Raw genomic sequence first — 13,854 nt, 5'->3', positions numbered from 1 at the left:
CTGCCAACCCATCAGCCGCACACTCGGCTGATAAACAACAAGCCACGGCAGTTGCCAACCCATCAGCCGCACACTCGGCTGACAAGCAACAGGCCACAGCGGCAACACTTAGGTCGCTGAACGACAAGGGCACCCCAGGGTGCCCTTGTCGTTTCCGGACGCCCATTCTCCTTCTGCCCACTCTGGGGAGAGCCTCACGCTTCTCTGCCCCCCGATGGCTTATCCTCTCTTCCTCCACCCCATCGAGGCCCAGTCATGACCGAATACGAGAAGATGATCGCCAGCCAGCCCTACAACTGCATGGCGCCAGAGCTGGATCTGTTGCGCCGGGAGACGGCCCGCCTGTACCGCCGCTTCAATCGCAGCGACGAGGAGGATGAACAGCTGGCGCTGCTGCAGCAGATCGTCGGCGAGCTGGCACAGGGTGCCTTCATCTGCCCGCCCCTCTACTGCACCTATGGCCGCCACATCCACCTTGGCAAGGGTAGCTACATCAACATGGGGGCCACCCTGCTGGACAATGCCCCCATTCACATCGGTGCCGAGGTGATGATTGGGCCGAACGTGCAGATCTACACCGCCGCCCATGCGCTGGACGCCGATGAGCGTATTCAGGGGGTTGAGACGGCGCTGCCGGTCACCATCGAAGACAGGGTCTGGATTGGCGGCGGCGCCATCCTGCTTCCCGGCGTCACCATAGGGCGGGAAGCTGTCGTGGGTGCGGGCTCGGTCGTGACCAGAGATGTACCGGCCGGTGCCAGGGTGGCAGGCAACCCGGCACGGCTGCTGCCAGTCAAAAGTTGAGCGGAAGGCCCGAGGCTCGCTCAGGCGCTTTCCAGCAAGCGGTCGATACAGTGCACCACCTGCATGCTGGCGTTTTCCATGGTCTTGAGCTGCTCGACCATCCCTTTGATATCGCCCTGCTCGCGCGCGTGCAGGGCGGCCTTGCCGCTCTCGTGGACCCGCTTGTGGGGCCCGTCCAGTTCACGAAAGCCCGGCTTGTGGGCGAAGAGCTCGGCACCCTGCCCCTCTAAATACCATTTGCCCAGCCTACACTGAGCGTGGTCGCTCACCGGCTCGTGAAAATGCTGCTGATCGATGAGCCGATAGATGGTGTTCTTCCAGACGGCGTGATCCAGCTTGGTGGTATTGAGGAAGGAGGTGGAGGCCGCACTGTGGATCACCTGCTGCATCCGGCCTGATTGTGCCAGCACCTGGGTCACCACCACATCGATCTGGGAGGAGGAGGTCGCCACCTCGGCGGCACTGGCCTGGTTGTCATCGATGATGGACTTGATCTCCTGCGCCTGTGCCACTATCTGCCTGACCAGCACCTCGATCTGGCTGCTGGCTTCATGAGCCTTGCTCGCCAGCTGACGCACCTCATCGGCGACCACGGCGAATCCTCGACCAGCTTCACCGGCCCTGGCCGCCTCGATGGCCGCATTGAGTGCCAGCAGGTTGGTCTGATCCGAAATGCCCTGGATGGCGGTCACGAACTGGTTGATGGCGGATGTGCTGGCATCGAGCTGATGGACGGCTGCGAGGCTGCGAGCCGCCTCATCCGTGATGGCATGGGCACGATTGGAAAGACGGGTGATGGCGCCCCGGGTCTGGGCAAAGAGCTGATCCAGCTCGCAGAGCGCTCCCTTTTCCGCCATCAGGTGCTCGGCACTGCCAGCCAGCGCTTCCCGCACGCTCTGCAGCATCTCGCCTCCCTGGTTCTGGCAGGAGATCACCTGATTGAAGAGATCGCCACGCTCCCGGCTGGTGCGCTGCATGTGCTCGTATTCACCGATGGTGGCACGCAATTCGGCCAGCTCGCTCTGGTGCTGCTGCTCTTTGAGAAGCATCGCCTCCCTGAGCTGTTGATTCTCTTTTTCAAGCTTGCGGTTGAACCACATATGGCCTCCGGATGGCAAAGGTGCGGGCAGTCGACGTCAAAGGGAAGCCTCTGGCTCTCTTGTCTCTGCCGATGCTGGCGGATCCCGGGCCGGATTTCACCTGCAAATGCAGGATATTTGACCCTGATCCTGATTCCAATCGAGGCCACATCAATGACTGTGCAAAAGATCGCCGAAAAGAGGCCGGGTGAGGTAGAGAAGAGGCAGAGGAGAAAGAACGCTGACGTGCCGATCCCGCAAAAAATGAAGCCCAATGTCATCAAGACGTTGGGCTCTAAAAAGGTGCTACGGAATTGCGACTCTCATCGCAGAAAATTAGAAGGGGTCACCTTCTAAACTGGCAGTGGGATAATAACGTGGCGCAAACGTTTTACATAGCGTAATAAACCAGGAGTGAGAAGAATCTCTCACAATTCAAAAAATGTCCGGCCAACCCCCTTCTCCCCTCTTGGCAAGTGCGCATTTATCAGTACAGCCTGAGGGCTTTGTCAGAAAACAAAAAAGCCCTGAATAATCAGGGCTTTTGGCGTTCTGTGCTTCAGAAGCTGCGCACGAAGTCCTGAATGGGCAACTCGCGCAGCTTTCGGGCCTCCAGCATGGGGGTGCCAAGGTAGAGGAAGCCCACCAGTTGATCCTCCGGTGCCAGCCCCAGTGCACCATGGATCTGCTCGTCGAAGATGAACCAGCCGGAGCGCCAGATGCCGTTGAAGCCCTGGGCCTGGGCCGCCATCTGCATCGCCATCAGGGCACAACCGGCAGAGAGCTCCTGCTCCAGTTTCGGTACCTTGGGGTGCGCCTGATAACGGGTCGCCACCGCGATCACCAGGGGAGCACGCAGTGGCGCGGCGCGGCACTTCTCGACACTGTCCGCATCCTCGCCACGGGCATGGGCGGCATCGGCCAGCAATGTCCCCAGACGCTCACGCCCCTCCCCTTCAAACAGGATGAACTGCCAGGGGGTCAGAGTGCCGTGATCCGGCGCCCGCAGCCCGGCCTTGAGGATATTGTCGAGCACTTCGCCACTCGGGGCAGGCTCGGCCAGACGACCACAGGAGTGGCGATTGAGTAACAGATGGAGGGCATCCATGGGGCAGTTCCTTGTCAAAGGCGATGATGGCGCTACCTTAGCACAGCACCGGATGAAGAAAACCCCTGAGGTTCAGGGGTTTGTCAGGATACGAAAGGGCCGGGAGGCTAGATGACGGCAGCCAGCTCCGCCCCTTGCCGGATGGCGCGTTTGGCATCCAGCTCGGCGGCCACGTCGGCACCGCCGATGATGTGCACAGGCTTGCCAGCGGCCTGCAGACCGGCCTGCAACTCCTTGAGGGGCTCCTGTCCGGCACAGATGATCACCTGATCCACCGGCAGGCACTGCTGCTGGTCGCCCACCTGGATGTGAAGCCCGGCATCGTCGATACGCAGGTACTGGACGCCGGAGAGCATCTGCACCTTGCGATTCTTGAGCACGGTGCGATGGATCCAGCCGGTGGTCTTGCCAAGGCCGTCGCCCACCTTGCTCTCCTTGCGCTGGAGCAACCAGATCTGGCGCTCGGGGGCATCGATTTCGGGGGTAGTCAGGCCGCCGCGCTCGCCGAGCTGCTTGTCGATGCCCCACTCCTTGAGCCAGTGATCGCGATGGCTTTCAGCATCCGGCGCTCCTCTCTTCTCCACCAGGTATTCGGCCACGTCAAAGCCGATGCCGCCGGCGCCGATCACCGCCACCTTCTCGCCCACCGGCTTGTGATCCCGCAAGACATCGAGGTAGCTCATCACCTTGGCATGCTCGATGCCCGGAATGTTGGGAGTGCGCGGGCGGATGCCGGTGGCGAGGATCACCTCGTCAAAACCGCCGCCCAGCAGGCTCTCGGCACTCTGGCGCTGGCCCAGATAGAGCTCGACGCCACATTTCTCCAGCCGTTTGGCGAAGTAGCGCAGGGTCTCGTGAAACTCCTCCTTGCCCGGGATCTGCTTGGCAAAGTTGAACTGGCCGCCGATTTCGCTCGCCTGATCGAACAGGCTCACCTGATGGCCCCGCTCGGCGGCATAGCAGGCAAACGCCAGCCCGGCAGGACCCGCCCCCACCACCGCCAGCTTCTTGGGCTGGGGCACCCGGCCAAACGTCAACTCGGTCTCGAAGCAGGCACGGGGATTGACCAGGCAGGAGGCACGCTTTTGCTTGAACACGTGGTCGAGGCAGGCCTGGTTGCAGGCGATGCAGGTGTTGATCTCGTCCGCCCTGTCTTCAGCCGCCTTGATGACGAATTCGGGGTCCGCCAGGAAGGGTCGCGCCATGGAGACCATGTCCGCCTCCCCCCCCGCCAGGATGCGCTCCGCCACCTCAGGGGTGTTGATGCGGTTGGTGGTGATGAGGGGCACCTTGAGGTGCTTTTTCAGCTCGGCGGTCACCCAGCTGAAGGCACCGCGCGGCACGCTGGTGGCGATGGTGGGAATGCGCGCCTCGTGCCAGCCGATACCGGTGTTGATGAGGGTCACCCCCACCTGCTCCAGTGCCCGGCCAAGGGCGATCACTTCCTCAAGGGAGGAGCCCTGCTCCACCAGATCCAGCATGGAGAGGCGGAAGATGATGATGAAATCCGTGCCCACCCGCTCACGGATGGCGCGGACAATCTCCACCGGGAAGCGCATGCGGTTTTCGCTGCTGCCGCCCCAGCCATCGGTGCGCTTGTTGGTGCGCTCGCAGATGAACTGGTTGATGAGATAGCCTTCCGAGCCCATCACCTCGACCCCGTCATAACCGGCCGCCTTGGCCAGCGCCGCAGTGGCGGCGAAGTCGCGAATGGTGCCGCGGATCTGCCGCTCGCTCATGGTCCGCGGCTTGAACGGGGAGATGGGAGCCTTGAGGGCGCTCGGCGCCAGGCTGAACGGATGGTAGGCGTAGCGGCCCGCATGAAGGATCTGCAGCGCTATCTTGCCCCCTTCCCGGTGCACTGCCTCGGTCACCTTGCGGTGTTTGGCTACCTGCCAGGGAAAGCTCAGCTGGGAGCCGTGGGGCACCAGCCGCCCCCGCAAATTGGGGGCGATGCCGCCGGTCACGATGAGACCGACCCCGCCACGGGCCCGCTCACCATAGAAGGCGGCCAGCTTGTCAAAGCCCCCCTTTTCCTCCTCGAGGCCGGTGTGCATGGACCCCATCAGTACGCGGTTGCGCAACTGGGTAAAACCCAGATCGAGGGGGGTCAGCAGCGTGGGATAACGGCTCATGATGCACTCCTTGTCGAGGTCGATGTGCACGGGGTCATGCTCCAGCCTTCCTGGCTGCCTCGGGTGACGGGCAGTAAAAAGAAGGGGTAGGTGGAGGTGGGGCCGGCTCATCGGGCCTTTCAGTTAATTTTTTGTTATCAAACTGGAGCTAGAGTAAAGAATCGAAAACTCTTTTTCAAACAAATGTTTGGACATTTTTTCAGCGAACAGCCGTGTTCCGAAGTGGCGGGGGGCAGTCGACTCAAGGGGAAATGGCAATTGGCTGCGCAACTGGTTAATAATGGCTGCTCTCAACCCATTAACAGGGCGACAACGCAGCTATGTCTATTTTCAAAGGTCTGGGATGGCTCTTTCGCAGCCTCTGGCGCCTGCTCAACTTTACCCGCTTGATGCTGGTCAACCTGCTGTTTCTTCTCGTCGTGCTGGTCATCGTCTTCAGCGTCAGCCAGAGCGAGACCCCAAGCACCCCCATCGAGGGGGCGCTCACCCTCAATCTCTCCGGTGTGCTGGTAGAACAGCGCACCCAGACCGATCCCACGGTGCAACTGCTCAGGCAGATGGACAAGGGGGACGAGCAGCCAAGCGAAATCGTCCTCTCCGATCTGCTGTGGGCCATCAAGAGCGCGGGGAATGACGATCGCATCAAGGCGCTGGTGATCAAGCCCCAGGGTCTGCAAGGGGCCAGCCTCTCCAAACTGCAGGAGGTGACGGCCGCCATCGACGCCTTCAAGGAGAGCGGCAAGCCGGTCATCGCCATGGCGGACTACTACAGCCAGGGGGCCTATCTGCTCGCCGCCCACGCCGACCACGTGCTGCTCAACCAGAGTGGTGCCGTGCTGATCGAGGGGCTGGGTGTCTACCAGACCTACTTCAAGTCGGCACTGGAGAAGCTCAACATCACCCCACACGTCTTCAAGGTCGGCACCTACAAGTCCTTCGTCGAGCCCTACACCCGGGACGAGATGTCCCCCGAGAGCAAGGAGGCGAACCAGCGCTGGCTGGATCAGCTGTGGCAATCCTATGTGGCCGACGTGGCGGAGCAGCGGGAGATCGAACCGGATGCCGTCGCACCGAACAAGGATCACTTCCTCGAACTGCTGCGCAAGGCCGGTGGCAATGCGGCCAGCTACGCCCTCGACAACGGTCTGGTGGATCAGCTCGCCACCCGCGACGAAATGACCCAGGCGGTGATCAAGGAAGTGGGCGAGGCCGATGATCACGGCTGGAAGGGCGTGGGCCTGAAAGAGTATCTGGCCGCCATCCCGGAGCAGTACCCCCAGAGCGGCAAGGATGAGGTAGGCCTCATCACTGCCAGCGGCGCCATCATGGATGGCGTCCAGCCTGCCGGCACCATCGGCGGCGACAGCCTTGCCGATCTGCTGGCCGAGGCCCGCCGTGACGATCAGGTGAAAGCCGTGGTGCTGCGAGTGGACAGCCCCGGCGGCAGCGCCTTTGCGGCCGAGCAGATCCGCGCCGAATTGCTGGCCCTGAAACAGGCGGGCAAGCCGGTGGTCATCTCCATGGGCAGCTACGCCGCCTCCGGTGGCTACTGGATCTCCGCCGATGCGGACAAGATCTTCGCCTCCCCCACCACCCTCACCGGTTCCATCGGGGTGTTCGGCATGTTCGCCACCATCGACAAGGCGCTCTCCCAGTACGGGGTACACACCGACGGCGTCGGCACCACCGACTTCGTGGGGGTCGGGCTGACCCGTGCCCTGCCGGATCACGTGGGTGAAGCCATTCAACTGAGCGTGGAAGACACCTATCAGCGCTTTGTCGGCCTGGTGGGCAAGGGCCGCGGCCTTAGCCCGGAAGAGGCGGAAAAAGCCGCCGAAGGCCGGGTCTGGACCGGGCAGGATGCCAAGGCACTGGGGCTGGTGGACGAGTTCGGCAATCTGGATGACGCCCTCAAGGCGGCCGCCGATCTCGCCAACCTCAAGAGTTGGCAGGTCACCCCCATCGCACCGGAAGAGTCGGCCAGGGACAAGTTCCTGCGCGAGCTGTTTGACAGCAGTGCCCGCATCCTGGCCCCGCACCTGCAAAGCTGGCTGCCCGCCGGGCTTGGCAAGACGCTGCTGGAGATGAACCGCACTCTGGACCCGCTGACCCGCTTCAACGATCCCCAGGGCACCTACGCCTTCTGCCCGGTCTGTCTCCCCTGACGCCGGGGACAGCCATAAAAAAACCGCCGACAGGCGGTTTTTTTATGGGGCAAGCGGCCTTGTCAGGTCAGCAAGCCGGACGCTTGCCAGCGGTGCAACTCTGCCAGCACCCGGGTCTCTCGCGCCGTCCACTGGGGACAGGGACCCGCCAGCTGGGTCTTGTTGGTTTGCAGTGCCTCGGCCAGGGGGAACCAGCCCGGCGTGAAGCCGAGGCGGATCTCGTAGGGCTGGGGGCGCGGTGCACTCCAGTCCTCCCCGACCCGGCAGAGGTAATAGGACGATCGAATGCAGTAGGCATCGTAATCCGGCTCGCGCGCGGCACGATACTCCCGGGTCTCTCCCAGCAGGGGGCCCACGGCCACCAGCTCGGCGCCACACTCTTCCCGCAGCTCCCGGGCCAGGGCCGCATCGTGCGCCTCCCCGTGCTCGATGCCGCCACCGGGGAACATGAGATCCCCGTTGACGCGGGAGTGCACCAGCAGCAGTCGATCACCACGCATCACCACGGCCCTCACCGTGGCCCGTTCAAGCACCCTGTCCTCGCCGCGGATCTGGCCGTGGACGAGACGGATATCGAAGGGATGGGCCCACTCCCGGGCTTCTGACAGGGTCGGATTCATGGTGTGCGGTAGCTCCCCTGCCTGAGTGCGTCGACGATGGTGGCCGCCTGGTCGTCCAGCGTCTCCTGCTCCTCCTTGCCGATGGCATGGTAAATGCCGAGCCGGGTGGCGGAGACCTCGGGGCTCTCCTGGAATGACTCGCTCACCTTGCCCCACAGATAGGCCTGATCAAATCGCTTCTGCCCCATGTAGAGGGTGCTGAGGGCGGTGAGGATCCGGCTGTTGACCTTGTCCCCCTCCCGATAGAGGGAGAGCGCATGGTGCATCAGCCTGATGGCCTTCTCGGGCTCGCTCTTGGCATAAATGCCGCCGAGCGCCAGTTGCAGCTCGGGCTCCTCGAGGCTCGGCGTCCCCTCCTGCGCGAGGAAGCTGGCGCGGGCCTCGGGACTGGTGTTGTTGGTCCAGTGCCAGAGCAGCAGGTAGGGATCCTGGGAACCCCGGGTCTGCGCATCCAGTTGCTCCAGTTGACGGCCGGCGGCCAGCATCCCTTCCACTCTGGGGCTCTTCTGCTCCCTGGCCCGCTTGTACTCGATGTTGGTGGAGTGCTCGGCGCACTGCAGATAACGCTCCAGGCCGCGCATCAGATCGTACTTGCGCCTGTCCGTCCCCTCTTCCTGGAGATAGTAACGACCGCGAATGACGTCGCTGCGCTCATAGCGACACCAGCCGTCGTCCACCAGGTCCGCGCACAGGGCGGGATATTGGGAGCAGATGTTGTGGATCCTGTCGTCGTCGCAGGCCGTCAACGTCAGGCAACAAGCGAGGGAAAGCAGTAACGGACGCTGTGAGAATAGGGTCATGGTTCACATCTGGTTGATAACAATCGCAACCCGCACCGGCCACCGCCAACTAGCAAACAGGCTACATATCCATTACAATGCGCGCGCCGTATAAGGCCGCGATTGCAGAATAATATAACGAAACCATCAGCCCTACACTGATCTGCCTTCGACGAATTTCAATTTGCCCAGGCAACTTGCTTCAACAACGTGAAATAAAAGGATCTGGTTAATGACCCACGAGCACTACTTGCAGGCGTGGCAGGAGAGCCAGGAGCTCGCCGAAGCCATGCAACCCTTGATAGGTCGCCTCTACCGACAGCAAGGGATAGAGATCACCCTCTACGGACGCCCGCTGCAAAACGCCTCCACCATCGATATCCTCAAGGCCCACCGGGTCGTTCGCCGCCACCAGGGCACCCCGCTGCCCATCCAGCAAAGCTTCCCTCTCCTGCGCGCCATCGTCGCCCTGAACCCCACCGCCGCCGAAGTCGATCTCGGCAAACTGGCCGTGGGCTACTGGCAGGATCACCAGGATGAAGCCGGCATCGAGGACTATCTGCGCGCCAAGCTGGCACCGGCCCTGAACCGCAGTGCCGTGCCCGCCCCGACCGACGTGGTGCTCTACGGCTTCGGTCGCATCGGCCGCCTGCTGGCCCGTCTGCTCATCGAGCGCACCGGCGCCGCCAACTCCCTGCGCCTGCGCGCCATCGTGGTGCGCGGCGGTCGCAACGGGGATCTGGAGAAGCGTGCCAGCCTGTTGCGCCGCGATTCGGTGCACGGCCCCTTCAACGGCTCCATCGAGGTGGATGCAGAACGCAGCGCTATCATCGCCAATGGCACCTTCATCCAGGTGATCTACGCCAACAGCCCGGCCGACATCGACTACACCGCCTATGGCATCGACAATGCGCTGATCGTTGACAACACCGGGGTCTGGCGTGACGAAGTGGGGCTGTCCGAGCACCTCAAGGCCCGCGGCGCCGCCCGGGTGCTGCTGACCGCCCCCGGCAAGGGGGAGATGAAGAACGTGGTGTTCGGGGTCAACCACGAGGTGATAGGCCCGGATGACAAGATAGTCTCCGCCGCCTCCTGCACCACCAACGCCATCACCCCGGTGCTCAAGGTGATGCAGGACAAGTACGGCATCCGCCACGGCCACGTGGAGACGGTCCACTCCTATACCAACGATCAGAACCTCATCGACAACTATCACAAAGGCGAGCGCCGCGGTCGCAGCGCAGCCCTCAACATGGTGATGACCAGCACCGGCGCCGCCAAGGCGGTGGCCAAGGCGCTGCCGGAGCTCAAGGGCAAGTTGACCGGCAACGCCATCCGGGTGCCCACACCCAACGTGTCCCTGGCCATCATCAACCTGTCGCTGGAACAGACCACCGATCGGGAGAGCCTCAACGCCTATCTGCAGCAGATGGCACTGAGCTCGGCCCTGCATCGCCAGATCGACTTCAGTGCCAGCACCGAGCTGGTCTCCTCCGACATGGTGGGCTCCCGTTTTGCGGGCATCGTCGACTCCCAGGCCACCATCGCCGAGGGGGATCACTGCGTGCTCTACGTGTGGTATGACAACGAGTTCGGGTACAGTTGTCAGGTAGTACGGGTGATGGAGCAGATGGCTGGCGTAGTCCGCCAGGATCTACCGGTATAGTCCGACAGGATCTGCCCGCCGGAACCCGTGTTCATGGCTCAATTTTCAAGGAGAGGCCGGATGTCGTCTCAGCAAGTGACGTTTCAACAAGCGATAGCGCAGATGCCCAAAGAGGTGTACGAGCGGCTCAAGACTGCGGTCGAGCTCGGCAAATGGCCGGATGGCAAGCCCCTCACCGAGGAGCAGAAGGCCACTTCCCTGCAGGCCGTGATGGCCTGGCAGGCGATGCACCTTGAGAACCCCGAGCACATGAACATCGGCCGTGACGGCGAGATCGTGATGAAGAGCAAGAGCGAGCTCAAGCGCCAGTATCGCGATGAGGAAGAGATAGTACGGGTAGACCTTAGCCACTGAGGCAGGCCGCACGTCACCTATCGCGGTAACGAAACGAAAGAGGGGAGCCATTATGGCTCCCCTCTTTTTTTCCTCTCTATGCAGGATGACTCATCCCCGGCCCTTCTCCCACCAGGGGAGAAGGGAGCTGGCACGCACCTGCGAGCAGTCAGCGGGCCACCTGCCGGCGATCTTCATGGCAAACCTCGCCACCTCGATCTATCCCCTCTCCCGCTGGGAGAGGGTTAGGGTGGGAGGGAAAGTCAGGGGGTCAGTTCACCCCGCAGGGACTGCTGCATCAGCTCGCGGATGCGCGGCGCCGGCAGATCCTGGCTCAGCAGGAAGTGCAGCTTGGTGAGCGCCGCCTCGGCGGTCATGTCAAAGCCCGAGATGACTCCCGCACGGGAGAGGGCGTTGCCGGTGGCATAACCCCCCATGTTGACCTTGCCGTGCAGGCACTGGCTCAGGTTGACGATGATGACGCCCCGGGCAGATGCCTCGGAGAGCAGCGCCAGCATGGCCGGGTTCTGGGGCGCATTGCCCACCCCGAAGGAGAGCAGGATCAGCGCACGCACCGGCTGTTGCAGGATGTTCGCTATCACCTCCGCCGATATCCCCGGGTAGAGGGTCACCACCCCGATGGGCTGGGGGGTGATGTCGTGCAGCACCAGGGGGCGATCGCACGGCACGCCCAGCTCACCTGCCTCCAGGGAGATGGCGATACCGGCATTGAGCAGGGGCGGGTAGTTGGGCGAGTCGAAGGCGTGGAAGCCGTCGGCATGCACCTTCTTGCTGCGGTTGCCACGATAGAGCTGGTTGTTGAAGAAGAGCGTCACCTCGTGGATCGGGTAGTTGGCCGCGATATAGAGGGCGTTGAGCAGGTTCTGCTGACCGTCCGAGCGCAGCTCGGCCAGGGGGATCTGGGAGCCGGTGATGATGACCGGCTTGTGCAGATCTTCGAGCATGAAGGAGAGCGCAGACGCGGTGAACGACATGGTGTCGGTGCCGTGCAGAATGACGAAACCGTCGTACTTGTCGTAGTTGCCCTTGATATCCTCGGCGATGCGCTGCCAGTCTGCCGGCGTCATGTCGGAAGAGTCGATGAGGGGGGCATATTCGTGGATATGGTAATCGGGCATTTCCGGTCGATGGAACTCGGGCATCCGTGCCAGACAGTCCTCCATGAAGCCCGCCATCGGTACATAACCGTGGTCGGAACGCTGCATCCCTATGGTGCCGCCTGTGTAGGCAATGTAGATGGACTTCTTCACACCCTCTCCTCTCTCTGGACTGGAAACCGGCAAATCAAACAGGGCTCAACCGATACAGCTCCCCGTCCTTCAGATGGTGCGGGCGGGCTCAATATCGGTCATCAACAGACCTCTTGAGGGTCTGTGTCCTCCCGTGGGGGCGGAACCGGGCGAATTATAAAGAGCGCCGCTGCAAATGACAGCCGCAGCAGCATTGTTGCGATCCGGAGCACACTCGGCGAGGCAGTTTTAAATGCCATGTTAACACCATGTTTTAATCATTAATGTGACATATGTGGATGCGCTTGGTGTTTTTTGCTAGTATCCGGCGGATTTTTCACAAATCTCATCTGGACGCCCGACGAACACGGGCTCGTGTCGACCCCCTCTTTTGCAGAGGGACGGGGCTGCGGCCCCTCTGTCACTGGCGCGTTCGCCACTCTGTTTCATCCCGGCTGGATCCGTGAGTCTTTCTCGCCAAAGACACAGCCGATCAACATGGGAGCACTGAATGCTACAACTTGATGCCTACGCCACCCTGGTCGCCGCGACCCTGGTGCTGCTGCTTGGCCGCCTGCTGGTCAACAAGATAGGACCCCTGCGCACTTTCAACATCCCCAAACCCGTGGCCGGTGGCCTGGTGGTTGCCCTGGTGCTGCTGGTGCTGCGTTCCACCCTGCAGATCGAACTGCAATTTGATACCAGCCTGCAGACGGCCCTGATGCTGACCTTCTTTGCCTCCATCGGCCTCTCCGCCGATCTGGGCAGCCTCAAGCGCGGCGGCAAGGCGGTGGCCACCTTCCTGCTGGTGGTCACCGGCCTGCTGCTGGTGCAGAACAGCCTGGGGGTGGGTCTGGCCACCCTGCTGGGGCTGGATCCCCACATGGGGCTGCTGGCCGGCTCCATCACCCTCTCCGGCGGCCACGGCACCGGGGCGGCCTGGGGCTCCATCTTCACCGAGAAGTACGGCGTGCAATCCGCCGCCGAGCTGGCGATAGCCTGTGCCACCTTCGGCCTGGTGCTGGGGGGCCTCATCGGCGGCCCGGTGGCCCGTTATCTGGTGAAGAAGGTGCAGGTGCCCGGTGAGGAGCACAACCGTGACGGCGCCCCCCAGGGCTTCGAAATGCCGGACATGGAGCGCCCGCTCACCACCTTCAGCCTGATCGAGACCCTGGCACTCATCGCCATCAGCCTGAAAGGGGGCGAAATGCTGGCCCTCTATCTCAAGGGCGGCGTCTTCGAGTTGCCGATCTTCGTCTGCGTGCTCTTTGTCGGCGTGCTGCTGCGCAACCTGCTCACCCTGCTCAACTGGCACGAAGTGAGCGACCGCGAGGTCTCCCTGCTCGGCAACGTCAGCCTGTCGCTCTTCCTCGCCATGGCGCTGATGAGCCTCAAGCTGTGGGAGCTGGCAAGCCTGGCCCTGCCCATCTTCATCCTGCTGGCCGTGCAGACGGTGGCGATGGCGCTCTACGCCATCTTCGTCACCTTCCGGGTCATGGGGCGCAACTATGATGCGGCCGTGCTGGCGGCGGGTCACTGCGGCTTCGGCCTCGGCGCCACCCCCACGGCCATTGCCAACATGCAGGCCATCACCCAGCGCTTCGGCCCCTCCCACCTGGCCTTCCTGGTGGTGCCCATGGTCGGTGCCTTCTTCATCGACGTCATCAACGCCGTGGTGATCAAGCTGTTCCTGGCCCTGCCCTTCCTGTGATCCCGGACGCAGGCCCCGTATGACAGAGCCCACCTTGCGGTGGGCTCTTTGCTTGCTGGCCCCTGGACGCTGCCCCGACCCTCACCAAGGGGCCGACTGCAGGCAACAAAAAGCCCCGCACCAAGGTGCGCAATGCTGATCAGTTAAGGATCCATTGACCGATCCTTCTGCTGTAGGACAATCCGGAACCAATCACTGGTTCCG

Annotated in this window: 11 protein-coding genes and 1 pseudogene; 5 read left to right on the top strand and 7 right to left on the bottom strand. The window is 62.5% G+C overall.

Features of this window, described 5'->3' with window-relative positions:
• Positions 1-255 precede the first annotated feature (255 nt).
• A complete protein-coding gene (locus PG879_RS13875) occupies positions 256-804 on the top strand; it encodes a sugar O-acetyltransferase (protein ID WP_161469838.1) in 549 nt (182 codons plus the stop codon).
• Between the two features lie 20 nt (positions 805-824).
• Here PG879_RS13875 and PG879_RS20595 read toward each other — a convergent pair whose 3' ends face one another.
• From PG879_RS20595 to PG879_RS13860, 4 genes and pseudogenes are all read right to left on the bottom strand, one after another.
• Complete coding sequence (locus PG879_RS20595) at positions 825-1,193, bottom strand: CZB domain-containing protein (protein ID WP_239054240.1); 369 nt, start codon at positions 1,191-1,193, stop codon at positions 825-827.
• A 27-nt stretch (positions 1,194-1,220) separates the two neighbouring features.
• Positions 1,221-1,661: pseudogene (locus PG879_RS20590) on the bottom strand (methyl-accepting chemotaxis protein); the annotation flags it as partial.
• A 781-nt stretch (positions 1,662-2,442) separates the two neighbouring features.
• Positions 2,443-2,991 carry an NAD(P)H nitroreductase gene (locus tag PG879_RS13865; protein WP_010675416.1) on the bottom strand — a complete coding sequence of 183 codons (549 nt, stop codon included), beginning with the start codon at positions 2,989-2,991 and terminating at the stop codon, positions 2,443-2,445.
• Between the two features lie 107 nt (positions 2,992-3,098).
• Positions 3,099-5,126, bottom strand: a complete 2,028-nt coding sequence (locus PG879_RS13860) for an NADPH-dependent 2,4-dienoyl-CoA reductase (protein ID WP_161469836.1) — start codon at positions 5,124-5,126, stop codon at positions 3,099-3,101.
• A 320-nt stretch (positions 5,127-5,446) separates the two neighbouring features.
• Here PG879_RS13860 and sppA point away from each other — a divergent pair, with 320 nt between their 5' ends.
• Positions 5,447-7,291 (top strand): signal peptide peptidase SppA, encoded by a 1,845-nt coding sequence (sppA, locus tag PG879_RS13855; RefSeq protein WP_161469835.1) that lies wholly within the window; start codon positions 5,447-5,449, stop codon positions 7,289-7,291.
• 62 nt (positions 7,292-7,353) lie between these two features.
• On the opposite strand, the gene PG879_RS13850 is transcribed toward sppA, so the two are convergent.
• Together PG879_RS13850 and PG879_RS13845 are read right to left on the bottom strand one after the other, a co-directional pair.
• Entirely contained in the window at positions 7,354-7,911 is a 558-nt protein-coding gene (locus tag PG879_RS13850) for an NUDIX domain-containing protein (protein WP_048207040.1), read from the bottom strand.
• Positions 7,908-8,711: a DUF2989 domain-containing protein gene (locus PG879_RS13845; protein WP_042014444.1), complete on the bottom strand. Its 804-nt coding sequence runs from the start codon at positions 8,709-8,711 to the stop codon at positions 7,908-7,910. The genes PG879_RS13850 and PG879_RS13845 overlap by 4 nt, the downstream gene beginning before the upstream one ends.
• 211 nt (positions 8,712-8,922) lie before the next feature.
• Here PG879_RS13845 and PG879_RS13840 point away from each other — a divergent pair, with 211 nt between their 5' ends.
• Positions 8,923-10,356, top strand: coding sequence for a glyceraldehyde-3-phosphate dehydrogenase (locus tag PG879_RS13840; protein WP_270830334.1), 1,434 nt, complete (start codon positions 8,923-8,925; stop codon positions 10,354-10,356).
• 60 nt (positions 10,357-10,416) lie between these two features.
• Positions 10,417-10,710 carry a YeaC family protein gene (locus PG879_RS13835; RefSeq protein ID WP_010675423.1) on the top strand — a complete coding sequence of 98 codons (294 nt, stop codon included), beginning with the start codon at positions 10,417-10,419 and terminating at the stop codon, positions 10,708-10,710.
• Positions 10,711-10,952: 242 nt separating this feature from the next.
• On the opposite strand, the gene ansA is transcribed toward PG879_RS13835, so the two are convergent.
• Positions 10,953-11,960, bottom strand: a complete 1,008-nt coding sequence (gene ansA, locus PG879_RS13830) for an asparaginase (protein ID WP_010675424.1) — start codon at positions 11,958-11,960, stop codon at positions 10,953-10,955.
• A gap of 490 nt (positions 11,961-12,450) precedes the next feature.
• Between ansA and gltS the strand changes: the two genes are divergently transcribed.
• A complete protein-coding gene (gene gltS, locus PG879_RS13825) occupies positions 12,451-13,650 on the top strand; it encodes a sodium/glutamate symporter (RefSeq protein WP_270830333.1) in 1,200 nt (399 codons plus the stop codon).
• Positions 13,651-13,854 lie beyond the last annotated feature (204 nt).

Source organism: Aeromonas sp. QDB63 (assembly GCF_027707425.1).
Taxonomy (GTDB): domain Bacteria; phylum Pseudomonadota; class Gammaproteobacteria; order Enterobacterales; family Aeromonadaceae; genus Aeromonas; species Aeromonas caviae.
Note: the sequence above shows the minus strand (reverse complement) of the source record. Positions and strands in the feature narration are given on the sequence as shown.

Excerpts from the sequence above, each read along its gene's own strand:
- PG879_RS13875 (WP_161469838.1), top strand. The coding sequence starts at position 256 with ATGACCGAATACGAGAAGATGATCGCCAGCCAGCCCTACAACTGCATG.
- PG879_RS20595 (WP_239054240.1), bottom strand. The coding sequence starts at position 1,193 with ATGCAGCAGGTGATCCACAGTGCGGCCTCCACCTCCTTCCTCAATACC.
- PG879_RS13865 (WP_010675416.1), bottom strand. The coding sequence starts at position 2,991 with ATGGATGCCCTCCATCTGTTACTCAATCGCCACTCCTGTGGTCGTCTG.
- PG879_RS13860 (WP_161469836.1), bottom strand. The coding sequence starts at position 5,126 with ATGAGCCGTTATCCCACGCTGCTGACCCCCCTCGATCTGGGTTTTACC.
- sppA (WP_161469835.1), top strand. The coding sequence starts at position 5,447 with ATGTCTATTTTCAAAGGTCTGGGATGGCTCTTTCGCAGCCTCTGGCGC.
- PG879_RS13850 (WP_048207040.1), bottom strand. The coding sequence starts at position 7,911 with ATGAATCCGACCCTGTCAGAAGCCCGGGAGTGGGCCCATCCCTTCGAT.
- PG879_RS13845 (WP_042014444.1), bottom strand. The coding sequence starts at position 8,711 with ATGACCCTATTCTCACAGCGTCCGTTACTGCTTTCCCTCGCTTGTTGC.
- PG879_RS13840 (WP_270830334.1), top strand. The coding sequence starts at position 8,923 with ATGACCCACGAGCACTACTTGCAGGCGTGGCAGGAGAGCCAGGAGCTC.
- PG879_RS13835 (WP_010675423.1), top strand. The coding sequence starts at position 10,417 with ATGTCGTCTCAGCAAGTGACGTTTCAACAAGCGATAGCGCAGATGCCC.
- gltS (WP_270830333.1), top strand. The coding sequence starts at position 12,451 with ATGCTACAACTTGATGCCTACGCCACCCTGGTCGCCGCGACCCTGGTG.